The organism is Paracoccus sp. 228, assembly GCF_000967825.1.
Taxonomy (GTDB): domain Bacteria; phylum Pseudomonadota; class Alphaproteobacteria; order Rhodobacterales; family Rhodobacteraceae; genus Paracoccus; species Paracoccus marcusii.
Genome location: NZ_JYGY01000003.1, coordinates 401,487 through 422,354, shown reverse-complemented (window position 1 = coordinate 422,354; position 20,868 = coordinate 401,487). Strand labels below are relative to the sequence as shown.

Sequence of the window (20,868 nt, the reverse complement as noted above, 5' to 3'; positions counted from 1 at the left end):
CGGCCCGCGGGACGTCAGGATGTCAGGCGGGTCGCGTCGTTGATCGTGCAGTCCCATGTCAGCCCGCCGTTCCGACCGGATGCGGGAAGCCCATGCCCCTCCAGCCACTTGACCTGACCGTCAGGCAGACGGATGCGCCAGCGATGGTGCCACGGGATCATCCCGGCGGCAGAGTTTCCGAACGATGCGCGGGCCAGCGGATAATCCTCGACCATGCAGAAGGCGAAGACATCGCCGAACCGCGCCATGTATTCGGCGGCCGGGATGCCCCAGATCTGCTGCGTCTCCGCGGTCGCGGCGTCGATCGTCTCGGTCCCGTCGGGGGCATGGTGATAGGTTAGGACCGCGCTGGCAGGCTGTGGCAGCGCCGAAGCGCCGCCCGGTTCCTGACCGATGGCGGTCCGCATCCGTTCGGACAGGACCATCGTCTTGATCTGCGTCGAGACACCTTCCGCAAAGGCCTGCAGCACCTCGACATTGGCCGACGTCCAGTCCCGCGGCCTGCTTTCGGCCACGCAGAGGGCGGCGATGGCCCTGCCCGTCTCGTCCTTGACCGGCACTCCCAGATAGGCGACCACGCCGAACCTACCGATTGCCAGATGCCCGCTGAACCGCGGATCGATCCGGGCATCCGCGATGACCAGCGGCGCGGAATTCGCGACGACAATCCGGCAGAAGGAATAAGCCAGCGACGTGACGCGATCCTCGTCCGCGGTCAGCATCAGGCCCGCCTCGGCCTTGAAGAACTGGCGGTCGTTCGCCTCGTCGATGATCGTCAGCAGGCTGGCTTGGCACGAGAAGATTCGCCGCGCCTGCTCGACGACGCGGTCGAAGACGGGCGTCCGCGTCGGACGCAGCACGCCGTTTTCGTAAAGACGGATCAGGCCCGAATCGGTCGGCGGAACGTCCATGCCGGACAAGTCCCGTCGCGGGGTGCCATCTGTGGCGGCGGATCCGGCGCCAGGGTCACCCGCACGTTTCCAGTTCAAGGTCATGACCGAATTCTTTCGATACCCGGACTGCGACGGCAATGACCGCCGCGGCCAGGGGCAAGGCATGGGTCCGCGGGGCGATCCGCGGATATGGGGAATTTGCGCAAAATCAAGGTTACACACTGGAAGGTTTAGTTTGACACGAAATCACTGTGCCCGATACTTCTTAATACACCTTTAAGATGTGCTTTTTGCTTAGTCTGCAAAACTTCGGATCGGCGTTCTCGAATTTTGGAGCATATGAACCATCATGACACAGGAAATTTTTCCGACGATCTTAGCCGTCATCGCCCTTTCGGCGACGGCGCCCCTGGCGCAGACGGTGACGACGGACAGCTTCGACGTCCGGATCACCATCGTCGCCGAATGCGAGATCACCTCGACCGAGACGCTGGATTTCGGGACCCAGGGCGTGCTTGGCACGGATGTCGATGCCACGGCCACGATGGAGGTCACCTGCACCGACACCACCCCCTATGACATCGGCCTGAACGAAGGGCTGGGCGCAGGGGCCACGACCAGCGTGCGCCAAATGACGTCGGGCGGAGAGACGATCGCCTATGCCCTGTTCCAGGACGCCGGGCGGGTGACGAACTGGGGCAATGCCGTGGGCGCAGACACCCAGCCGGCGACGGGGACGGGCGACGCGCAATCCTTCACGGTCTTCGGCCGGGTCTTGGCACAGGCGACGCCTGCCCCCGGAACCTATACCGATACCGTCACGGTGACCGTCACCTACTGAAAGGCCAGACCATGCGTGGATTTCTTGCAGGCGGCCTTCTGGCCGTGTCGATGTCGCTTGGCCTGGCGGTCGGGGCCGCGGCGCAGGGGTTGAGGGTCTCTCCGGTGCTGCTGGAGGTTCCGGCGCCCGGGGCGGCGACCACCCTGACCCTGCGCAACGACGGCAGCCGGCCGATCACCGTCCAGTCGCGCGTCTTCCGCTGGCTGCAGCCCGGCGCCCAGGACAGCCTGGAACGCAGCGCGGATGTCGTGGTCAGCCCGCCCGCGATCCAGCTTGCGCCCGGCGCGACGCAGACGATCCGCGTCGTCCGCGTCGCGCGCACCCCGGTCAGCGGAGAGGAGGCCTATCGCGTCATCCTGAACGAGATCCCCGACCAGTCGCGCAGACAGGCGGGCGCCGTGGCCTTTGCCACCGAACTGCGCATCCCGGTGTTCTTCGCCGATGCCGGGGTGCGGTCCGCCGATGTCCGCTGGTCGCTGCGCCGATCGGGGGGCGCGACACATCTGGTGGCCCAGAACACCGGGGACAGCCGCCTGCGCATCGCCGACGTCACGCTGAGCGCGCCGAACGGCGCCACGGTGCGCCATCCCGGCCTGCTGGGATACGTGCTGGGCGGATCGTCGATGGAATGGCCGATCGCGCCGGCGGGGCAGTTGGGCGGTTCGGCGCGGCTGTCGGCCGCGACCAACCTGGGGGCGCTGGACGTCGATGTCCCCATGCGCTGAGCGCATCGGCCGAGGGTGGCTGGCCATGACCGTCCTTGCGTCGCTGTGCTGCGGACCGGCGGGGGCCCAGGACATCCCGCCACCCGAGGCGGGGCAGGACCTGTACCTGGAGGTGTTCGTGAACGGCCAGCCCAGGAACCTGATCGCCCGCTTCACCGACGTGGGCGACGGCGTCCTCAGCGCGGATGCCGAGGACCTGCGCACCAGCGGCATCCTGGCCGGTGATGCTGTGACCGGAGAGGTCAGGCTGGACCAGATCCCCGGCCTTGGCTGGCGCCTGGTCGCGCCCGACCAGACGATCCGCTTCATCGTCCCGCCCGACATCGCAGCGCCCCACGAACTTGACGCCGGTACCCCGGCAGAGGACACCCCGCCCGGCGAAGATGCCGGACCCGCGGTCGATCAGGGCTATGGCGTGGTGCTGAACTATGGGCTGAACGTCGAGACCTGGCGCGGCGATGCGGGAGCCGGCGGCCAGCTGGTCTCGGGCAGCGTCGACGGGCGGCTGTTCATGCCCCTGGGGGTGCTGAACCACGCATTCGTCGTCGCGCCGGACGGGGACGGATCGCACCGGTACCGGCGGCTGGAGACGAGCTGGCGCAGTTCGTTCCCCGGGCGCGCGATGCAGGTCCAGGTCGGGGACATCGCGTCACGCGGTCCCTCCTGGGCCAGGCCGGTCCGCATGGGCGGCGCGATGGTCGAGCGCAATTTCGGCCTGCAGCCCGATCTGATCACGATCCCGCTGGCCGGGTTCGAGGGCAGCGCCGCCCTGCCCTCGACGGTCGAGGTCTTCTCGGATTCGATCAGGGCCTATTCCGCCGAGGTGCCCGCCGGCCCGTTCAGCATCCGCGACCTGCCCTTGAGCGGGGGGTCGGGGGTGGCGCACGTCGTCGTGCGCGACGTGACGGGCCGCGAGACGCAGGTCGATCTGCCCTTCCTGATGTCGGACCTGCTGCTGAAACCGGGGCTTGCCGATTTCGCGCTGTCCGTGGGGCGGCCCAGGCTGGGCATCGGCACGCCAGGCGATCGCTATGGCGACGACATCTTCGGCGTGGGCACGCTGCGCTATGGCATGACCGACGCGCTGACCCTGTCGGCCCATGCCGAAGGGGGGCGCGGCCTGCAGATGGCGGGGGCGGGGGCGGTGGTCCGGATCGGCCATCTGGGCACGGCCAGCCTTGGCCTGGCCGGCAGCCGGTCCGACAGGGGCAGCGGCGCGCTGCTGGATCTGTCGACCAGCCTGTCGATCGGCTCTGCCGCCCTGTCAGGCCGCCTGATGCGGACCCAGGGGCGGTTCGATGACGTCGCCGCCGTGTCGGCCACCCCACGGGGCGCGCGCACCGACCGATACGATTTTCCCCGCCAGATCGCCCAGGTTAGCCTGGCGATGCCGCTGGACAGCCGGATCGGCAGCGGCGCCAGCCTGTTTCTTTCCGACATCCGTGCGCCCGGCCCGGTCGCACGCGAAACCGCCCTGGGCCTGTCCTTCAGCCGGAGGCTGTGGGGCGACAGCAGCGTGACGCTGAGCGCGACATCGCTGCGCGGATCGCGGCGCGACACGACCGCGGGGGTCCAGCTGCAGATCCCCCTGGGAACCCGGCACTATGCCGGGATGCAGTCCGAACGCCGCCAGGGCGGATGGCGTCACTATGCGCAGATCAGCGGTCAAAGCGCGGGCGACATCCCGCGCTGGAACTGGCGGGTGCAGGCGGACCAGGGGGACGGGCGCTCGATCCGGGCCGATGCGGGATACGAGAACCAGCTGGGTCGGGTCGAGGTCGCGGCGCGCAGCCAGTCGGGCGCCCAGGCCGTGGGCCTGCGGGTCGACGGTGCCATCGTCGCGTCGGGCGGTGGCGTCTTTCTGTCGCGCCCGGTCCAGGACGCCTTTGCCGTCGTCGATGCCGGCGCCCCCGGGGTCGAGGTCAGCGCCGAGAACCGCACCGTCGGCCGCACCGGGCGGTCGGGCCGCATCCTGGTCCCCGACCTGCGCGCCTACGAGGGCAACGCGATCTCCATCGACCCGCTTGGGCTGCCGCTGGATGCGGCCGCCGATGCCACGCAGCGGGTCGTCCGCCCGGCCCACCGGTCGGGGGCGACGGTCACCTTCGGCGTGCAGACCAGCACGCGCGAGGCGCTGATCGGGCTGGTCAACGGCCAGGGCCAGCCGCTGGAGGTCGGGGGACGGGTGGTGCTGAACGATGACGGCGGTGACAACCTGGTCGGATTTGACGGAGAGACGTTCCTGTCCGGCATGCAGGAGATCAACGTGATCGCGGTGTCCTATCCCGACGGGCGGCGCTGCCGCGCCGAGGTCGCCTATGTCGACGAACCCGGTGTGCTGACCCATCTGCAGAAGGTGCCATGCCTATGACCACTGCCCCCTTCCCGCGTGCTATCCTGCTGTTCCTGATCGCAGGTCTGCTGACCCTTGGGTTGGCCGCGCCGGCCCGGGCGCAAAGCTGCACCTTCTCGGCCAGCAACATCGTGCTGGGGCCCGTCGATGTCCTGGGCAGCAGCCCGACCACCGCCACGGGCAACATCGCGGTCAATTGCTCGACCTTCCTGGGGCTGCTGACCTCGATCACGGTGACGATCGAACTGGGCGACGGTTCGGCTGGCCTGTTCGGCAGCCTGCGCCGCCTTGGGGGGCCGTCGGGCAGCAGCCTGGCCTATGACCTGTACCAGAACCCGACCCACACGACGATCTTCGGAGGAAGTCAGGGAACGCATGGCGGGCAGCCCGTGGTCCTGACGGGCAGCTCGGTCCTGTCGCTGCTGACGACGACGGGCATGAACGTGCCGGTCTATGCCCGCATCCCCGGCGCGCAGAACGCGGCGGTGCCGGGTGCCTACAGCGCGACCTTTTCGCGTCAGCCGCTGGATGTCCGCGCCACGACCGAGACGTGCAGGCCGGTTCTGGGATGCGACACGCGCGTGACGGGCTTCACCTTTGCCGTGCAGGCCCAGGTCCGCCCGAACTGCCGTGTCGTTGCCGACGATCTGGACTTTGGTCAGCATGGCCTGCTGGACCGGCCGGTCGATGCGACCAGCCAGGTGCGCGTGACCTGCACCGCGGGAACCAGCTACAGCCTGGGGCTGGGTCACGGGTTGCAGGCGGCGGGGATCGGCGGCCGGCAGATGCGCGATCTGGCGGGACATCGCGTGGGCTATCAGCTGTATCGCGACGCGGCCCGGACGCAGCCATGGGGGCTGATCGCGGACGGCCTGGCCACGACGGATGCGGGAACCGGGGTCTCGCGCGCCGTTACGGTCCATGGCCGCGTGCCCCCGCAGCCGACGCCCCCGCCTGGTGCCTATTCCGATACCGTCGTGGTCACGGTCACCTATTGATCTGTCCAAGGATCGGGCAGCGGCGAAAATCGGCTGATCTGGGCTGGCATGATGCAACCAAAGGATGAACGATGTAGTTTACCTGCGCCGACCGACAGTGCCCAGCCTTTGCGAAGACGGACATGCCATGCCCCGAATGATCCTGACCGATCCCGACACGCTGCAACCGCGGGCCATCGATTTCGACCGCGACACGGACTTTGAAACGCACGAAACGGTGGGTGGCCTGACCTCACTCACGGTGCTGCATCGCAACCGCGCGACCACCTATCGGGTGGTCGAGACGGTCACGCAGATCCAGTTGCTGCGCAACGTCGCGCTGCGCTGACGCCCGTGTGCCGGGGCCGCCGCGACGCTAGTGGCGCGGCATTCCGGCGGGACGGGCGGCGCGTTTCTGCGCGGCGATGCGGAACGGGGCATTGGGCGCGCCATAGCCCGCATAGTTGCCCTGCCGCTGGACAATCTCAAGGAAGAACCCATCGGCGCGCGGTTCGCTGTACAGCTGGAAGAACTGTCCGTCCTCATCCTCGTCATACATGATCGATGCCGCCTGCATCCGATCAACGAAGCCCTGATCCAGCCCGAACCGGGCCTGGATGTCGTCATAGTAATTGGCGCCGATCCGCAGCGTGGCAAAACCGCGTTCCGCCAAGGCGGCGGCGGTGGCGAACAGGTCGTCGCTGGCAAAGGCCACATGCTGGACCGAGGCGCCGAAGCTGTCCTCGATGAACCGGCCGGCCAGGGTATGGCGCGCATCGGCCCCGTTCAGCGTCACCCGCAGCCCGCCCGACCGGACCGCCCGGCTGCGCACCAGCCCGTCGGGGTCCACGACATCGACCATGGGCGCCTTCTGCGCGTCGAAGATCGACGTGTAGAACAGCGACCAGCTGAGCATCTCATCATAGGCCATGGTCTGGCCGATATGGTCGATCCCGGTGATCCCGGCCCCGGCCTGCGCGGGCGTCGCACGGAAATCGACCTGCCAGATGCCCGCCAGGTCCGACGTGGCATCCAGCAGGCGGATCACGTTGCCGCTGACGCCCCGGATCGCGGGAATCGCCAGCTGTCCCGGCGGCGTCTCCTGGACCAGCGGCCGCGCCAGAAGCGCGGTCGCGCGCTGATACGCAGCGCGGGCATCGGGGACCATCAGCGCGATTTCCGACACGGTCGTCCCGTGGGTCACGTACGCGCTATGGGCAAAGCCCGAGGGGTCGGAATTGACCAGCACGTTCACGCCGCCCTGACGCCAGACCGTCACCGGCTTGGAGACATGGCGCCCCCCTGCCGCAAAGCCAAGGCTGGACAGCAGCGTCTCCAGCGCGGGGGCCTCGGCCGCGCTGGTGGCGAATTCGATGTATTCGATCCGCTCGACCGGGGCCGGGGCGGGAAAGCGCGGCAGGTCGGGGGCGGCCGCCGGTTCGACACGCCGCACCTGATCCATCAGCGCGATCAGGCTGCGATGCCCGTCCTTGGCCACCATGCGCGGCAGGCCCGACCGGAACTGGTCGTTGAAGATCTCAAGGCTCAGCGGTCCGGCATAGCCCGTCGCCGCGACCGCCTGCATGAAGCTGGTCACGTCCAGATCGCCCTCGCCCGGCATGTTGCGATAATGCCGCGACCAGTACAGCAGGTCCATGTCGATGGCCGGCGCATCGGCCAGCTGCACGAAGAAGATCCTGTCGCCCGGAATGGCCCGGATGGAGGTCGGGTCGATCCGGCGCGCCAGCGTGTGGAAACTGTCCAGGATCAGGCCGACATTCGGGTGGTCGGCGCGGCGTACCACCTCCCAGGCGTCGCGGTGGTCGTTCGCGAAGCGGCCCCAGCACAGCGCCTCGAAGCCCACGCGGATGCCGTGGCGGGCCGCCAGATCGCCCAGGTCGCGGAAATCGCGCGCCATGCGGTCGATGCCGCCGATGGCCGCCGGATGGACGGTCGAACAGACCAGCATCAGGTCGGTGCCCAGCTGGTTCATCAGGTCGAACTTGCGTTCGGCCCGGGCCAGTGCGCGGCTGCGATGCGGTTCGGGCAGGCCCTCGAAGTCGCGGAAGGGCTGGAACAGCGTGATCTCCAGCCCGTGATCGCGGACCATGCGCCCGACCTCGGCCGGGGTGAAGTCCGAGGCCAAGAAATCCTGCTCGAAGATCTCGATGCCGTCGAACCCGGCCTCGGCGATGGCGGCCAGCTTGGCGGTCAGGCTGCCCGACAGCGACACGGTGGCGATCGAGGTCTTCATGGCGCGTCCCGCCCGGCCGCCAGATCGTCGCGCAGGCGCGCCTCGTCCAAGGGCAGGCCGGTGAAGAGGGCCCAGGCATCCACGCCCTGCCCCACGAACAGCTCGTATCCCGAGATGACGTCCAGACCCGCCGCCCCCGCATCGCGCAGGAACGGCGTGTCGACCGGGGTATAGACCGCGTCGAAGACCCATTCCGCCCCCATCATCAGATCGGCGGGCAAGGGCGTGCCGCCATAGCCGACCATGCCGACGGGGGTGCAGTTGATCAGCCCCTGCGCGCCCGGCGCCAGTGCCGCCGCATCAGTGCCGGTCCGCACGACCAGCCCCGGCGCGGCGCGGCGCAGCGCATCGGCCAAGCCGTCGGCCTTAGCCGCGTCGCGATCGGCCAGCCGGATCTCGGCCGCGCCAAGCGCGATCAGGCCGAAGGCCACTGCGCGCCCCACACCGCCCGCGCCGACCATCAGCACGGCCCCCGGCGCCCGTTCGCCCCGCATCCGCCGATAGGCCGCGACAAAGCCGGAATAGTCGGTGTTGAAGCCGCGCGGTCCCTCGGGGTCGAACAGCACCGTGTTGCAGGCCCCGATCGCCTTGACCAGCGGATCGTCGATGCGCAGCCGCCCCGCCACGACCTCCTTGTAGGGATAGGTGACGTTGATGCCGCGATAGCCCCCCGCCGCGCAGCGGGCGAACAGGGCGTCGAAGTCCAGCCCCTCGATCGCGGGGATCAGGCTGTCATAGCGCACCCGGCGCCCGTTCTGCAGGCCCGCCAGACGGTGCAGGCGGGGCGACTGCGAGGCCGCGATGTTGTCGCCGATCAGGCCCAGCAGGATCGTGTCGGTCATGGTCCGGTCTTTCATTGCTCAGGCCTTGCGGGCGCGCCGCCGGGCCCACCACGGCGTGTTGGTGACAAGGATCATCACGACCGCCAGGAACAGGCACAGCGACAGCGGGCTGGTGAAGATGCCCATCATCATCGCGCCGAAATCCTCGCGCTCGCTGATGATGGCCCGGCGCCAGTTGTCGTCCAGAAGCCGCGACAGGATTACCCCCAGGATGATGGGCGCCAGCGGATAGCCGTAAAGCCGCATGAAATAGCCCAGCACGCCGAAGCCCAGCATCCAGTAGACATCCGTCAGGCTGTTGTTGACCGCATAGGCGCCGACGATCGACAGCACCATGATGACCGGCAGCAGGACCGTACGCGGCAGTTCGACGATGCGCACGAACAGGCGGATCCCAGTCAGGCCGAAGATCAGCATGAACACGTTGGCCAGCGCCAGCGAGCTGACGATGAACCAGAACATGTCGGGCTGTTCGATCATCAGCATCGGGCCGGGGTTCAGGCCGTGGATGAACAGCGCGCCGATCATGATCGCGGTGACCGCGTCGCCCGGGATGCCAAGCGTCAGCATGGGGATGAACGCCCCGCCCACGGCGGCATTGTTGGCGGTCTCGGGGGCGACCAGCCCTTCGATGGCGCCCTTGCCGAAGGGGGTCTCGGGATTGCGGGTGACGCGCTTGGCGTGGTCATAGGCCATCAGCGCGGCGATGTCGCCGCCGGTGCCCGGCAGGGCCCCCACGACCGTGCCGATGGTCGAGGTCTGCAGGCCAAGCGGCAGGTGCCGACGCACCTTGGACCAGCTGGGGATGATGCCGGTGATCTTCTGACGCACGGCCGGGGTGTGGATGCTGTGCAGCTGGATCAGCGCCTCGGACACGCCGAAAAGGCCGATCATCACCGCCACGAACGAGATCCCGCCCCGCAGTTCCGAGATGCCGAAGACGAACCGGTCCTGGATGGTCAGCGGGTCCATGCCCACCGCGCCCACGCCGATGCCCAGGGCGCCCGCGAAGATGCCCTTGACCAGGCTGTCGCCCGACAGCGATCCGACCAGCAGGATGCCCATGATCGCCAGCAGCATGAAGTCGCGCGGCTGGAACCCGATGGCGAAATCCGACAGCAGCGGGGCAAAGGCGCCCAGGGCGAAGATGCCGATGAAGCCGCCGATGAACGAGACCACGGTCACGATGCCGATCGCCTCTCCGGCGCGGCCCTGCTGGGCCATGGGAAATCCGTCCAGCGCGGTGGCGATGGCCGATGGTGCGCCTGGGATGTTCAGCAGGATCGCGGTGCGCGACCCACCATAGACGCCGCCCATGTAGATGCCGATCATCAGCGCCAGCGCCGGATAGACCTCCCATGAGAAGGTGAACGAGATCAGGATCGACACGGCCATCGTCACCGAGAGGCCGGGGATCGCGCCGACATAGATGCCCGCGAAGGTCCCCACGGCGATCAGCATCAGCAGGTCAAGATTGACGATCGGGATCAGCAGGTTCGACAGGATGTCCATGATGCGCCCTCAGAACAGCGACGTGATGGCAGAGACGATGCGTCCCTCGGGGATGATGCCCTGAGGCATCAGGACGGCGAAGATCAGGCGGAAGATGATCCAGATCACGAAGACGGTGCCCACCGACACGGCCAGGCAGAAGCCCCATCCGCGCCGCGACAGAAAGCGGATCATCACCAGCAGGAACAGCACCGACGTCGGCAGGAAGCCAAGCGGCCGCAGCAGCACCGCATAGGCGGCGATCATCGCGATGGTCACGATCACGATCAGCGGCAAGATGTCGGCGGCCATGGTCTGCCCGCCGCCCGTGCCCTTGCGCAGCGTCTGGACCAGGATGATGATCGCGCAGACTGCCATGATCGCGGTGGTGGCCATCGGCACCGCGCCGGGGGCCGAAAGCGCTTCGAAGCCCGAGATGCCGTAGGCGGAATAGAGCAGGCCGAAGCTGGCCAGCATGACGGCGATGTTGAAGACAAGTTCGCCCGGACGACGTTTGGGGGTCGGTTCCATGGATGGGTCCCTCCGTCGGACCTGTGACTTGCGCGGACCTTGGGATGCCGCCCCGGTCGGACCGAGGCGGCGGATGATCGGGCCGGATCAGGGACGGCTGATGCCGAAATCCTCGGGCGAGTTCTTGGCGATCTCGGCGTCATACAGGATCCAGGCGGTCTGGCTCTGCCAGCCGTCCAGGAACTCCTGGGCTTCGGCACCGGTCAGCGACAGCATGCGGAAGCCGCGTCCCTCCATCATCGACAGGAAGTCGGCGTTCTGCGTGGCCTGGCCATAGGCGTCGGTCAGCTTGGCCACGATGTCGTCGGGGGTGCCCGCCTTGACGAAGATGCCGAAGAACGGACCCCAGGGCAGCAGGTCGGCGAATTCCGGGTTCGTGTCGGTGATCGCCGGGACGTCGGGCAACTGCGGCACGCCCTCGGTGTCGAAGATCGCGATGGCCTTGAGGTTGCCGGCCCGCACCGGCTCCAGCGCGGCGCCCAGCACGGCGGGCATCACGTCGATCGCCCCGCCCTGCAGCGCGGTCAGCGCCGGGCCGTCGCCGTCATAGGGCACGGCGGTCACCTCGATCGGGGTCTTGTCGTTGATCATCGCCGTGACCACAGACGGCAGGCCGCCCGGCCCGGTCGAACCGAAACGGACCTCTCCCGGGTTCTCGTTGATATAGGCGATCATCTCGGGGAAGGTGTCGAAGGGCGCATCGGGCTGGGCGACCAGGATGGGGATGCCACGCGCGATGACGTTGATCGGCACGAAGTCCGAGTAGTCCTTCTCTCCCAGGCCCATGACCTTGTAGAGCAGCGGGTTCTCGGCCCCGAACAGCAGGGTATAGCCGTCGGCATCTGCGCGGTCGGCCTGGTTCAGGCCGATGGCCCCGACCCCGCCGGTCACGTTCTGCAGGATCACCTTGGCGCCCAGGATCTCCTCGGCATGCGGCGTCACAGAACGGCTGACCGTGTCGGTCGACCCGCCGGCACCCCACTGGATGATGCCCTGGATGTCGCGTTCGGGGTATTCGGCCATCGCAGGCATCGCCAGACCCAGCACCACGGCCGCGCCGTAAACAAAATGTCGCATCGTTCCTCCCTCAGATCAGCGCCCATCCTCCTGGGCCGTCGCCCATGCATCTCAGATCGCAGGGCTAACCGCAAATACCGATTGAACGCGGAACGTAACCTGACGTTAATCGACTGGCTGGTCCCACCTTTCGCGTGCCCGCGCCCGGCCCAGTTCGCGGCGGAACAGGGTCACGGTCTGTTCGGCAAAGCTGGACAGCTGGCGCCCCCGTTTCTGCACCGACCAAGCGGTGATCGTCGCGGGCTCGACAAGCGGCCGGCGGACCAGCCCGGCCATGTACACCTCGGCCACCGAGAACTCGTCGATGACCGCGACGCCCAGGCCGTGGCGCACCAGGCTGACGATGGTCTGGGCGAACCGCCCGCGCATCGCGTGACGCGGGGTCAGGCCGGCATCGTCGAAGGGCCGCGCCAGGGTCTTGCCATAGGGGTCGGACGGATCGACGCCGATGAACGGATACTGGACCAGATCGTGGATCGACACGGCCAGCTTCTGCGCCAGCACGTGCCCTTCGGGCATGATGGCCACGATCCGGCCCTCACCGATGGGGGTGCACTGGATGCCGGGGTTGTCCAGATGCGACGACATGATCACCACCTCGCCCTTTTCCAGCAGCAGATAGTCCAGCGTCTCCTCGATCTTGAGGATGTCCAGGTCGATGTCCAGATCGGGGAACCGCTGTCGCAGTCCGCGGATGACCCGCGCCGCGATGAATTGCGCGATCGAGGGCGCGGATGCGAAGGACAGCGTGAACTGATGCCCTTTCTGCAATGCGCTGACCGCGACGTTCAGGTTGTCCATCTGGCGGTGGACCTGCTCCAGCATGGCAAAGATCGCATGCGCCTCGGTCGCGGGGACGAAGATCCCGGCCTTGCGTTCGAACAGCCGGATGCCAAGGCCGCTTTCGGTATGCTTGATCAGCCGGCTGATCCCGGGTGCGGACACGTTCAGCAGATCGGCGGCGCCCTGGATCGTGCCGGCGATCATGACGGCGCGCACGACCTCGACCTGGCGCAGGGTAAGCTCTCTCATCGCTTATGCTTCGGGCGGAAAGGCGCGCATTGCAAGGTTCCGATCACGCCCCGCGCCGGTCGCCCTCACGGCTGCAGCGACACGCTGATGGTGCCGTCGGCCTCCAGGATGACGAAGCGGACCTCGGCGATGTCGCGCGCCCCGGCCGACCGGACGACGCCCATGATCTCGTCCTCGGTCAGCCGCTGTTGGGTCATCGTGGCGCTGCAGAACCGGCCGTCGCGGGCCAGCAGGCTCGGCTCGGACCGGATCAGCCGGGCGAAGGTGGCGGAATGGACCGACCCATAGGTGACGATGAACTGCAGCAGCAGAAGAAGGCCGATCGCCGTGGCCCCTTCGGCCAGCGCGATGGATTCCTGCAGCAGGATGCTGGCCAGGATCGAGCCCAGGGCGACCGTCACCACGAAGTCAAAGGCGTTCAGCTTGGCAAGGCTGCGCTTGCCGGCGATGCGCAGAAAAGCCACCAGCACGACATAGGCCAAGGTGCCGACAAGCAGCGTCCGCACGATGCCTTCCCAGCCCTGAAAGAACATTGCGCCCCAATCCATCCGATCCCCTCCGTCATCACGTTGCAGGGTCAACGTGGCGGGAACGGATCGGTTCGCCTTGGGCCGATGCCCATCGGACATCGGCCAGGGCCATGTGAACCCGGCAGGCCGGTCGGGGCGTTGTCCCGATGTCCCGTCCGAAACCCAAAGGCAGCACCCCCATGACCCGTCATTCGCCCGCACAGGACCCCGAAAGCCTCGATCGGTTCGTCGCCGCGCAGGACCGCGCCTATGCCGTCGCGCTGTCCGAACTGGAGCGGGGCCGCAAGGAAAGCCACTGGATGTGGTTCATCTTTCCGCAGCTGCGCGGATTGGGACAGTCGGCGATGTCCCACCTGTACGGCATAGCGGACCGCGACGAGGCGCGGCGGTACCTGGCGCACCCGCTGCTTGGTCCGCGCCTGGTCGCCTGCGCGCAGGCCGTTCTGGCCCATGACGACCGGTCGGCCGAGGCGATCTTCGGCACCATCGACGCGGGCAAGCTGCGGTCGTCGGCCACGCTGTTCGCCGTCGATGGCCCCACGGTCTTCACGACGATTCTGGACACCTTCTTCGACGGTCGGCCCTGCCCCGTGACGGCGCGGCGGCTGCACGCCTAGTCACGCGACCGCCTGACCCGACGGGCGCAGCAGGTGCAGGATGAAGACGCGCATGTTGGTGCGGGCGGCCTCGATGTCGGACGATCCGGGGTTCCAGCGGGCCAGATCGCCCAACAGCATCTTGCTGGCCACCCCATAGGCAAAGGTGTGTGCGACAGAAACGAAGGTCACCAGATCCTGGTCCCGCGCGATCAGGCCGGATGCCTGTGCCCGCTGCAGCAGCCTGATCATCAATTCGTGGATCGACGCCTCATAGCGCATCAGGCGTTCGTTGCCCTCGAAATTGCCGGCGGGCATCGACCCGACGATCCGGAACTCGCGGGGATGGCGATGCGCCCATTCGACATAGCCGTTCGCGATGGCCAGGAACTGCGCGACCGGATCGTCGCGGCGGGCGGCCGCGACACAGTCGATCAGCGTCTGGTTCAGCACCATCATCGCGCTTTCTGCCATCGCGACCAGCAGGTGCTGGATGCTGGGAAACAGCTGGTCGATCCGGTCCCGGCACACGCCCATGTGGTCGGCGATCTCCTGGATCGACGGGACCGCGCCGTTGCGCGCCGCAAGCTCTGTCAGCGCCTCGATGGCGTTCGCATAGACGTTGCCACGCAGGGTCGTCCCGGTCATCGCAGCCTCTGTGTCCTGTCCGTCATCGCAGCATTGCGAACCGCATTTGGTCTGCGCAACTGCAAGCAGAGTTGGCCGCATTTCGCAAGAGGCGGCAGCGGCATTCGCGACACCTGACCACCCGCCACCGACAGGACATCGACCCGCGGCGGGCGTCCGTCACGCGCCGACGAAGTCGCGCACGAAGGCGGTGGCAGGGCGGGTGCGGATGTCCTGGGGCTTTCCGATCTGCTCGATCCGGCCCATGGACATGACGACGACCAGATCGGCCAGCGCCATCGCCTCGTCCTGGTCATGCGTGACGAAGACGGTGGTCAACCCGGTCTCGTCATGGATGTCGCGCAGGCCCTGGCGCAGCTCCTTGCGGACCTTGGCGTCCAGCGCGCCGAACGGCTCGTCCAAAAGCAGCATGCGCGGCTCGATCGCCAGGGCGCGGGCCAGGGCCACACGCTGGCGCTGCCCGCCCGACAGCTGCGTCGGATAGCGGTCGGCGATCTGGGGCAGCTGGATCAGGTCCAGCAGCTTCAGCACCCGCCGCTCGATCTCGCCCTTGGGGGGGCGACTGGCGCGGGGTCGGGCGCGCAGGCCATAGGCGATGTTCTCGAACACCGTCATGTGGCGGAACAGGGCATAGGACTGGAACACGAAGCCCGCGCGTCGGTCCTGGACGGTCATGCCGGTGGCGTCCTGGCCGTTGAACAGCACCCGCCCCGAGGTCGGGAACTCCAGCCCGCCCAGGATGCGCAAGAGCGTCGTCTTGCCCGAACCCGATGGCCCCAGAAGCGCCACCAGCGCCCCCGAGGGGATGGACAGCGACACCGGATGCAACGCGGTGGTGGTCCCGAATTCCTTGGCGATCTCGTCGATCTGGATATGCATGGGTTGTCCTTCCCTAATGGCGGCGGGTGGCCGACAACGCGTCGGCATGGCGCAGTTCCAGCGCGGTCTTGAGCATCAGCGTCAGCAGCGCGAACCCCGTCAGCAGCGCCGCCATGGAAAAGGCCGCGACCGACAGGTATTCGTTGTAGAACATCTCGATGGTGATCGGCATGGTCGCGGTCTGGCCGCGGATCTTGCCTGACACGACCGCGACCGCACCGAATTCGCCCATCGCGCGGGCGGTGCACAAAAGCGTACCATATAGCAGCGCCCACCGGATGTTGGGCAGCGTCACGGTGCGGAACACCCGCCATCCCGAGGCGCCAAGTGTCAGCGCGGCCTCCTCCTCGGCGCGGCCCTGCTCGATCATCACGGGGATCAGCTCGCGCGCGACGAAGGGAAAGGTCACGAAGACCGTGGCCAGCACGATGCCCGGCACCGCAAAGACGATCGGATGGCCGCTGGCCACCAGCCAGCCGCCGATGGCCGAATTCGCCCCGAACAGCAGTACGATGCACAGGCCCGCCACGACCGGGCTGACGCTGAAGGGCAGGTCGATCAGCGTGATCAGGAAGGCCTTGCCGCGAAAGTCGAACTTGGTGACGAACCAGGCGGCCGCGATGCCGAAGACCGCGTTCAGCGGCACGGCGATGGCGGTGATCAGCAGGGTCAGGCGGATCGCGAATTGCGCGTCGCGGCTGGCCAGGCTTGCGACCGCGGCGGCCCAGCCCCGCGACAGGGCCTCGGCAAAGACGATGACCAGCGGGGCGCCGACAAGCAGGGCCAGCCCCCCCACCGCGACGGCGATCAGTGCCCACCGGGCGGCGGGTGTTTCCTCGGTCGCGCGGCGGAAGGGGTGGGTGGCGTCAGACATGACCGATCCTCCGGCGTGACCAGATCTGGATGAGGTTGATCGCCAGCAGCATGGCGAAGCTGATGGCCAGCATCGCCAGGCCAATGGCGGCGGCGGCACCGTAATTGTACTCCTCCAACTGGATCACGATCAGCAGGGGGGCGATCTCGGTGCGCAGCGGGATGTTGCCCGCGATGAAGATGACCGACCCGTATTCGCCGACCGCACGCGCCAGCGACAGTGCGAACCCGGTCAGGGCGGCGGGCATCAGCATCGGCGCGATCACGTGGCGCAGGGTGTGCCAACGCGACGCGCCGAGCGTGGCGGAGGCCTCCTCCACCTCAGTCTCGATCTCCTCGATCACCGGCTGGACGGTGCGCGTCACGAAGGGCAGGCCCACGAAGACCAAGGCAAGCCAGATCCCCCATTGCGTATAGGCGATGCGCCAGCCCAGATCACCGGCCAGGCTGCCCAGCACCCCGTTCGGCGCATAAAGCGCGGTCAGCGCGATGCCCGCCACCGCGGTGGGCAGTGCGAAGGGCAGATCCACCGCCGCATCGATGATGCGCCGCCCCGGAAAGCGACAGCGCACCAGAACCCAGGCCAGGATCACCCCGAAGATCAGGTTGAAGCAGGCCGCCAGGAAGGACAGCCGGAAGGACAGCCACAGCGCCGCCCAGACCCGCTCGCGGTTAATCGTGTCCCACACGGCCGCCGGGCCGAAGGCCGCACCCTGCCAGAGCAGCGCGCCGATGGGCAGGAACACCACCAGCGTCAGCATGAACAGGGTGATCCCAGCCGACAGGCCGAGACCGGGCATCGCCGTGCGGCTGATGAGGGGTCGGCCGCTCATTTCGCCACATAGATCTGGTCGAAGATGCCGCCATCGCCGAAATGCTGGGGCTGCAGCTTGGCCCAACCGCCCAGGTCGTCGATGGTGACCAGCTCCAGCTTGGGGAAGCGGGCGACATCCGCGGGGTCGGCGGCGCTGGCGTCCCACGCGCGGTAATAGTGCTTGAAGGCCAAGGCCTGCCCTTCCGGGGTGTAAAGATAATCCAGGTAAGCGCTGGCCAGTTCGCGTTGCGCGTCATCGGCGATGTTGCCGTCGACCAAGGCCACCGGCGGCTCGGCCAGGATCGACAGGCTGGGCACGACGATGTCGAACTGATCCTCGCCCAGTTCGGCCAGCGCCAGATAGGCCTCGTTCTCCCAGGCCAGCAGCACGTCGCCGATGCCGCGCTGTGCAAAGGTCGTGGTCGAGCCGCGGGCGCCGGTGTCCAGGACGGGCACGTTGGCAAAGATCTGGCCCACGAACTCGGCCGGATCGCGGCCGTTCTTCTGGGCCCAGGCCCAGGCCGCCAGATAGTTCCAGCGCGCCCCGCCGGACGTCTTGGGGTTGGGTGTGATCACCTCGACCCCCTCGGCGGTCAGGTCGCCCCAATCCTGGATGCCCTTGGGATTGCCGTCGCGCACCAGGAACACGATGGTCGAGGTGTAGGGGCTGGAATTGTGCGGCAGCCGCGACTGCCAGTCGGCCGGCAGCTTGCCCGTCGCCGCGATCTGGTCGATGTCGCTGGCCAGCGCCAGCGTCACCACCTGCGCGTTCAGGCCGTCGATCACGGATCGTGCCTGCGCGCCCGACCCGCCGTGGCTGGTCTCGATGGTCGGGGCATCATGGCCCTGGGCCTGCCAATGGGCGGCAAAGGCCTGATTGACGTCGCGATAGAGCTCGCGCGTGGGGTCATAGCTGACGTTCAGCAGATCCTGCGCATGGGCGGCGGGGGCCAGCAGCAGCAGCGACAGGATGGCGGGGCGGATGAACATGATGGTCCTCGTGATGGGATGGGTCAGATGCCGGTGGGCGTCAGGCGGCCGGTCGGCCACCAGCCCGGCGCGGAGCGCCGGGTCTGGGGGGCCGTGGCCGCGTCCGGGCCGCCGGTCTGCGCGGGGATGCTGGCTGCGATCGGGGTCATGGGCCGGCCTGTCCGGGTCAGCGGTTGCTGGCGGGCAGCGGCTGGATGCGGGCATCCCACAGCCGGGCGTCGCGCCCGGCCAGCAGTTCGGCCGCGGCGCCGTGGGGGTCGCGGCTCAGCGCGACCAGGGCCGCGCCGTTCACGCGGTGCGGGCGGCCGGTGCGGCGGTCGATCAGCGTCACGGCGCACAGCGCCGGGCGGCCATGGGTCAGGGGGTAGGTCGAGGTCATCGGGTCATCCCTTTCGGTTCGGGCCGGGTGCGGCGCTGCGATACCTTAATAACGACAGGGATACTCGTGTTTTTCAAAGGAAGAATCACGCCTATTTCGGTCGTGAAAAGAGATGATTATTCTCCGAAACCGCCCGATCGCGGTCGGCTCAGGCGGTCGCGCCGTCCTGCAGCACCGCCTGCGCCACGTCGGGCGTGCCCAGCATGTCGGCCAGGCTGAGGGATTCGATCAGGATCAGATAGGACCAGAACACCTCCGAGAACACGCGACGCAGGCGGCAGCTGGCCTCGTCGGTGCAGTCCTCGCAGCGCTGATAGGCACGCCGCGACAGGCACGGAAGGGGCGCGATCGGCCCGTCGATCAGCCGCAGCAGCTCCGAGATCGACACGTCCTCGGGGCGCTTGATCAGCGTGTACCCCCCCGACCGTCCACGGATCGAGGCCACGACACCGGCATTGCGCACCTCCAGCAGGATCTGCTCCAGGAACCGCTTGGGGGTGCCCGACCGCCTGGCAATGACTTCGATCGTCAGCGGCTCGGGACGCGGGCTGCGCGCCTCGTCGCCCAGAACCAGCAGGGCCTTCAGCGCGTATTTCATCTTTTGCGTGATCATGACCCTGCCCCGGACTGCGTTGCTGTCCACCGGATATAAGGCGGATCGCGCCCTGCGAAAAGAAAAGACGACCTGGCAGCGGGGTTTTTATTGGACATGTCTGCGCCGGGATCACCCGGTCATCACTAATAACGACATTAACGCTAGACTTTATATTCTATTACGGCATGCTGACGGCGAAAGGAATCGCACGATGACCCAGATCCCGCCCCTGGACCTGATCGACCGCAAGATCGTCGCCACGCTGATGGCAGACGCCACCACCCCCATCGCGCAGATCGCCGACAGGGTGGGCCTGTCCCAGACCCCCTGCTGGAAGCGCATTCAGAAGCTGGAGGCGAACGGCGTGCTGACCGGGCGCGTGGCGCTGGCCGATCCGGCGATGCTGGGATTCGGCCTGACCGTCTTCGTCGGCATCGAGGCGCCAGACCACGGCACGGAATGGCGCGAGGCCTTTGCCCGCGCCATCGACGCCCTGCCCGAGGTCATGGAAGCCTGGCGGATGGCCGGCGACATCGACTATCTGCTGCGCGTGGCGGTGCCGGACATGGCCGCCTATGACCGCTTCTACAGGGCGCTGACCGACGCCGTAGCGATCAAGAACGTCACATCGCAATTCGCGATGGAACGGCTGCGCCACACCACCGCCTATCCCGTCAACACCCGCGACCGATAGAACCTTGTTCCCTTTTCGGGGTGATCTTTGGATTCGCAATACACGACCATCCTTGTAGTCTTATGAGAGATAAAAGGAGACATCCGATGACCAAGGCCCTGATCGTCCCCGGCCTCGACGGCTCTCCTGCGCCGCACTGGCAGGACTGGTGGGCGCGCACCGATCCCAATGCGATGCTGCTGGACATGGGTGACACGGGCCGTCCCGTCCGCGAGGTCTGGGAGGCCACGCTGGCCGTCCACATCATGGCCCATCCCGACAGCATCCTGGTCGGCCATTCGCTTGGCGCGGTGACCATCGCGCATCTACTGGCCCGCTGGCCAGGGCTGCGGGTGCGCGCCGCGCTGTTGGTCGCGCCTGCCGATCCGGGCACCTCGGACCGCACCCGCGGTTTCGGTGCCCTGCCGCGCGAACGGTTCGACGTGCCCGCGACGCTGGTGGCAAGCCGCAACGACCCGTGGATGGCTTTCGACCACAGCCGACAGCTGGCGGCGCATTGGGGCGCGGACCTGCACGACATCGGCCATGCGGGCCATGTCAATGCGGCATCGGGCTTTGGCCCCTGGCCCGCGGGCAAGGCGCTGCGCGACGACCTGCTGGCGCGCACCGCGCGACCCGGGGTCCTGCGGCGCCTGTTCGGCGCGCGCCCCGCCCCCCTGTCCCTGCCCGCCCGACGGCTGGCCTGACCCCCATCACCGGACCCGAGGTAGCCATGTTCGACATCCAGACCGAGGCCTATCTGCGCCGCACCCATCCCCGCGACACCGACCGTCCCGACCGCATCGTCCCCACGCTGGTCGGTGCCAGCCTGGTCCTGTGGGCGGGGCTGCTGATCGCCGCCCTGTAGGACCGCC

25 protein-coding genes are annotated in these 20,868 nt (G+C 67.8%); 9 read left to right on the top strand and 16 right to left on the bottom strand.

All coding sequences use genetic code 11. The features are described 5' to 3' along the window. Positions 1-14: 14 nt before the first annotated feature. Complete coding sequence (locus SY26_RS19945; protein ID WP_052715253.1) at positions 15-911, bottom strand: GAF domain-containing protein; 897 nt, start codon at positions 909-911, stop codon at positions 15-17. Between the two features lie 331 nt (positions 912-1,242). On the opposite strand from SY26_RS19945, the gene SY26_RS11665 reads away from it, so the two are divergent. From SY26_RS11665 to SY26_RS11645, 5 genes are all read left to right on the top strand, one after another. Further along, entirely contained in the window at positions 1,243-1,734 is a 492-nt protein-coding gene (locus SY26_RS11665; protein WP_046000628.1) for a spore coat U domain-containing protein, read from the top strand. Positions 1,735-1,745: 11 nt separating this feature from the next. Then, on the top strand, positions 1,746-2,459 hold the full coding sequence (locus SY26_RS11660) for a molecular chaperone (RefSeq protein ID WP_046000627.1): 714 nt from the start codon (positions 1,746-1,748) through the stop codon (positions 2,457-2,459). A 25-nt stretch (positions 2,460-2,484) separates the two neighbouring features. Next, positions 2,485-4,830, top strand: a complete 2,346-nt coding sequence (locus SY26_RS11655) for a fimbria/pilus outer membrane usher protein (RefSeq protein ID WP_046000626.1) — start codon at positions 2,485-2,487, stop codon at positions 4,828-4,830. Next, on the top strand, positions 4,827-5,810 hold the full coding sequence (locus tag SY26_RS11650; protein WP_046000625.1) for a spore coat U domain-containing protein: 984 nt from the start codon (positions 4,827-4,829) through the stop codon (positions 5,808-5,810). The genes SY26_RS11655 and SY26_RS11650 overlap by 4 nt, the downstream gene beginning before the upstream one ends. A gap of 127 nt (positions 5,811-5,937) precedes the next feature. Continuing rightward, complete coding sequence (locus SY26_RS11645) at positions 5,938-6,138, top strand: hypothetical protein (RefSeq protein WP_127897629.1); 201 nt, start codon at positions 5,938-5,940, stop codon at positions 6,136-6,138. A 27-nt stretch (positions 6,139-6,165) separates the two neighbouring features. Here the strand turns inward: SY26_RS11645 and SY26_RS11640 are convergent, their stop codons facing one another. The 7 genes from SY26_RS11640 to SY26_RS11610 all read right to left on the bottom strand — a co-directional run bounded on the left by SY26_RS11640 (position 6,166) and on the right by SY26_RS11610 (position 13,564). Then, positions 6,166-8,043, bottom strand: coding sequence for a bifunctional sugar phosphate isomerase/epimerase/4-hydroxyphenylpyruvate dioxygenase family protein (locus SY26_RS11640; protein WP_046000624.1), 1,878 nt, complete (start codon positions 8,041-8,043; stop codon positions 6,166-6,168). Beyond that, the gene (locus SY26_RS11635; protein WP_232303329.1) at positions 8,040-8,900 is read right to left on the bottom strand and encodes a shikimate dehydrogenase; all 861 of its coding nucleotides are present in this window, start codon (positions 8,898-8,900) and stop codon (positions 8,040-8,042) included. Before SY26_RS11635 ends, SY26_RS11640 begins: the two co-directional genes overlap by 4 nt. Before the next feature lie 3 nt (positions 8,901-8,903). Next, positions 8,904-10,397 (bottom strand): tripartite tricarboxylate transporter permease, encoded by a 1,494-nt coding sequence (locus tag SY26_RS11630; protein WP_046000622.1) that lies wholly within the window; start codon positions 10,395-10,397, stop codon positions 8,904-8,906. Positions 10,398-10,406: 9 nt separating this feature from the next. Then, positions 10,407-10,907, bottom strand: coding sequence for a tripartite tricarboxylate transporter TctB family protein (locus SY26_RS11625; RefSeq protein WP_045982583.1), 501 nt, complete (start codon positions 10,905-10,907; stop codon positions 10,407-10,409). 87 nt (positions 10,908-10,994) lie between these two features. Further along, the gene (locus SY26_RS11620; protein WP_045982582.1) at positions 10,995-11,984 is read right to left on the bottom strand and encodes a tripartite tricarboxylate transporter substrate binding protein; all 990 of its coding nucleotides are present in this window, start codon (positions 11,982-11,984) and stop codon (positions 10,995-10,997) included. Positions 11,985-12,089: 105 nt separating this feature from the next. After that, on the bottom strand, positions 12,090-13,016 hold the full coding sequence (locus SY26_RS11615; RefSeq protein ID WP_046000621.1) for a LysR family transcriptional regulator: 927 nt from the start codon (positions 13,014-13,016) through the stop codon (positions 12,090-12,092). A gap of 65 nt (positions 13,017-13,081) precedes the next feature. Then, on the bottom strand, positions 13,082-13,564 hold the full coding sequence (locus SY26_RS11610; protein WP_052715252.1) for a DUF421 domain-containing protein: 483 nt from the start codon (positions 13,562-13,564) through the stop codon (positions 13,082-13,084). Between the two features lie 161 nt (positions 13,565-13,725). Between SY26_RS11610 and SY26_RS11605 the strand changes: the two genes are divergently transcribed. Then, entirely contained in the window at positions 13,726-14,163 is a 438-nt protein-coding gene (locus SY26_RS11605) for a DUF1810 domain-containing protein (RefSeq protein ID WP_046000620.1), read from the top strand. Here the strand turns inward: SY26_RS11605 and SY26_RS19940 are convergent, their stop codons facing one another. The 8 genes from SY26_RS19940 to SY26_RS11570 all read right to left on the bottom strand — a co-directional run bounded on the left by SY26_RS19940 (position 14,164) and on the right by SY26_RS11570 (position 19,338). After that, positions 14,164-14,790 carry a TetR/AcrR family transcriptional regulator gene (locus SY26_RS19940; RefSeq protein WP_052715251.1) on the bottom strand — a complete coding sequence of 209 codons (627 nt, stop codon included), beginning with the start codon at positions 14,788-14,790 and terminating at the stop codon, positions 14,164-14,166. Between the two features lie 159 nt (positions 14,791-14,949). After that, the gene (locus tag SY26_RS11595) at positions 14,950-15,669 is read right to left on the bottom strand and encodes a sulfate/molybdate ABC transporter ATP-binding protein (RefSeq protein WP_052715250.1); all 720 of its coding nucleotides are present in this window, start codon (positions 15,667-15,669) and stop codon (positions 14,950-14,952) included. Positions 15,670-15,682: 13 nt separating this feature from the next. Beyond that, positions 15,683-16,543 (bottom strand): sulfate ABC transporter permease subunit CysW, encoded by an 861-nt coding sequence (gene cysW, locus SY26_RS11590; protein WP_046000619.1) that lies wholly within the window; start codon positions 16,541-16,543, stop codon positions 15,683-15,685. Further along, positions 16,536-17,375, bottom strand: a complete 840-nt coding sequence (cysT, locus tag SY26_RS11585) for a sulfate ABC transporter permease subunit CysT (protein ID WP_046000618.1) — start codon at positions 17,373-17,375, stop codon at positions 16,536-16,538. Before cysT ends, cysW begins: the two co-directional genes overlap by 8 nt. Next, positions 17,372-18,346, bottom strand: a complete 975-nt coding sequence (locus SY26_RS11580; RefSeq protein ID WP_046000617.1) for a sulfate ABC transporter substrate-binding protein — start codon at positions 18,344-18,346, stop codon at positions 17,372-17,374. The genes cysT and SY26_RS11580 overlap by 4 nt, the downstream gene beginning before the upstream one ends. Positions 18,347-18,369: 23 nt before the next feature. Next, entirely contained in the window at positions 18,370-18,495 is a 126-nt protein-coding gene (locus SY26_RS22050; protein ID WP_255352875.1) for a hypothetical protein, read from the bottom strand. A gap of 17 nt (positions 18,496-18,512) precedes the next feature. Further along, positions 18,513-18,725, bottom strand: coding sequence for a hypothetical protein (locus SY26_RS11575; protein ID WP_046000616.1), 213 nt, complete (start codon positions 18,723-18,725; stop codon positions 18,513-18,515). Between the two features lie 148 nt (positions 18,726-18,873). Continuing rightward, the gene (locus SY26_RS11570) at positions 18,874-19,338 is read right to left on the bottom strand and encodes an Rrf2 family transcriptional regulator (RefSeq protein WP_045983366.1); all 465 of its coding nucleotides are present in this window, start codon (positions 19,336-19,338) and stop codon (positions 18,874-18,876) included. A 193-nt stretch (positions 19,339-19,531) separates the two neighbouring features. On the opposite strand from SY26_RS11570, the gene SY26_RS11565 reads away from it, so the two are divergent. The 3 genes from SY26_RS11565 to SY26_RS22045 all read left to right on the top strand — a co-directional run bounded on the left by SY26_RS11565 (position 19,532) and on the right by SY26_RS22045 (position 20,861). Next, positions 19,532-20,014 carry an Lrp/AsnC family transcriptional regulator gene (locus tag SY26_RS11565; protein WP_046000615.1) on the top strand — a complete coding sequence of 161 codons (483 nt, stop codon included), beginning with the start codon at positions 19,532-19,534 and terminating at the stop codon, positions 20,012-20,014. An 86-nt stretch (positions 20,015-20,100) separates the two neighbouring features. Further along, positions 20,101-20,700: an alpha/beta hydrolase gene (locus tag SY26_RS11560; RefSeq protein WP_046000614.1), complete on the top strand. Its 600-nt coding sequence runs from the start codon at positions 20,101-20,103 to the stop codon at positions 20,698-20,700. Between the two features lie 26 nt (positions 20,701-20,726). Next, the gene (locus SY26_RS22045; protein WP_255352874.1) at positions 20,727-20,861 is read left to right on the top strand and encodes a hypothetical protein; all 135 of its coding nucleotides are present in this window, start codon (positions 20,727-20,729) and stop codon (positions 20,859-20,861) included. Positions 20,862-20,868 lie beyond the last annotated feature (7 nt).

What these genes read in the sequence shown, in the direction of transcription:
- SY26_RS19945 (WP_052715253.1), bottom strand. Translation starts at nt 911, where the DNA reads ATGGACGTTCCGCCGACCGATTCGGGCCTGATCCGTCTTTACGAAAAC.
- SY26_RS11665 (WP_046000628.1), top strand. Translation starts at nt 1,243, where the DNA reads ATGACACAGGAAATTTTTCCGACGATCTTAGCCGTCATCGCCCTTTCG.
- SY26_RS11660 (WP_046000627.1), top strand. Translation starts at nt 1,746, where the DNA reads ATGCGTGGATTTCTTGCAGGCGGCCTTCTGGCCGTGTCGATGTCGCTT.
- SY26_RS11655 (WP_046000626.1), top strand. Translation starts at nt 2,485, where the DNA reads ATGACCGTCCTTGCGTCGCTGTGCTGCGGACCGGCGGGGGCCCAGGAC.
- SY26_RS11650 (WP_046000625.1), top strand. Translation starts at nt 4,827, where the DNA reads ATGACCACTGCCCCCTTCCCGCGTGCTATCCTGCTGTTCCTGATCGCA.
- SY26_RS11645 (WP_127897629.1), top strand. Translation starts at nt 5,938, where the DNA reads ATGCCCCGAATGATCCTGACCGATCCCGACACGCTGCAACCGCGGGCC.
- SY26_RS11640 (WP_046000624.1), bottom strand. Translation starts at nt 8,043, where the DNA reads ATGAAGACCTCGATCGCCACCGTGTCGCTGTCGGGCAGCCTGACCGCC.
- SY26_RS11635 (WP_232303329.1), bottom strand. Translation starts at nt 8,900, where the DNA reads ATGAAAGACCGGACCATGACCGACACGATCCTGCTGGGCCTGATCGGC.
- SY26_RS11630 (WP_046000622.1), bottom strand. Translation starts at nt 10,397, where the DNA reads ATGGACATCCTGTCGAACCTGCTGATCCCGATCGTCAATCTTGACCTG.
- SY26_RS11625 (WP_045982583.1), bottom strand. Translation starts at nt 10,907, where the DNA reads ATGGAACCGACCCCCAAACGTCGTCCGGGCGAACTTGTCTTCAACATC.
- SY26_RS11620 (WP_045982582.1), bottom strand. Translation starts at nt 11,984, where the DNA reads ATGCGACATTTTGTTTACGGCGCGGCCGTGGTGCTGGGTCTGGCGATG.
- SY26_RS11615 (WP_046000621.1), bottom strand. Translation starts at nt 13,016, where the DNA reads ATGAGAGAGCTTACCCTGCGCCAGGTCGAGGTCGTGCGCGCCGTCATG.
- SY26_RS11610 (WP_052715252.1), bottom strand. Translation starts at nt 13,564, where the DNA reads ATGGATTGGGGCGCAATGTTCTTTCAGGGCTGGGAAGGCATCGTGCGG.
- SY26_RS11605 (WP_046000620.1), top strand. Translation starts at nt 13,726, where the DNA reads ATGACCCGTCATTCGCCCGCACAGGACCCCGAAAGCCTCGATCGGTTC.
- SY26_RS19940 (WP_052715251.1), bottom strand. Translation starts at nt 14,790, where the DNA reads ATGACCGGGACGACCCTGCGTGGCAACGTCTATGCGAACGCCATCGAG.
- SY26_RS11595 (WP_052715250.1), bottom strand. Translation starts at nt 15,669, where the DNA reads ATGCATATCCAGATCGACGAGATCGCCAAGGAATTCGGGACCACCACC.
- cysW (WP_046000619.1), bottom strand. Translation starts at nt 16,543, where the DNA reads ATGTCTGACGCCACCCACCCCTTCCGCCGCGCGACCGAGGAAACACCC.
- cysT (WP_046000618.1), bottom strand. Translation starts at nt 17,375, where the DNA reads ATGAGCGGCCGACCCCTCATCAGCCGCACGGCGATGCCCGGTCTCGGC.
- SY26_RS11580 (WP_046000617.1), bottom strand. Translation starts at nt 18,346, where the DNA reads ATGTTCATCCGCCCCGCCATCCTGTCGCTGCTGCTGCTGGCCCCCGCC.
- SY26_RS22050 (WP_255352875.1), bottom strand. Translation starts at nt 18,495, where the DNA reads ATGACCCCGATCGCAGCCAGCATCCCCGCGCAGACCGGCGGCCCGGAC.
- SY26_RS11575 (WP_046000616.1), bottom strand. Translation starts at nt 18,725, where the DNA reads ATGACCTCGACCTACCCCCTGACCCATGGCCGCCCGGCGCTGTGCGCC.
- SY26_RS11570 (WP_045983366.1), bottom strand. Translation starts at nt 19,338, where the DNA reads ATGATCACGCAAAAGATGAAATACGCGCTGAAGGCCCTGCTGGTTCTG.
- SY26_RS11565 (WP_046000615.1), top strand. Translation starts at nt 19,532, where the DNA reads ATGACCCAGATCCCGCCCCTGGACCTGATCGACCGCAAGATCGTCGCC.
- SY26_RS11560 (WP_046000614.1), top strand. Translation starts at nt 20,101, where the DNA reads ATGACCAAGGCCCTGATCGTCCCCGGCCTCGACGGCTCTCCTGCGCCG.
- SY26_RS22045 (WP_255352874.1), top strand. Translation starts at nt 20,727, where the DNA reads ATGTTCGACATCCAGACCGAGGCCTATCTGCGCCGCACCCATCCCCGC.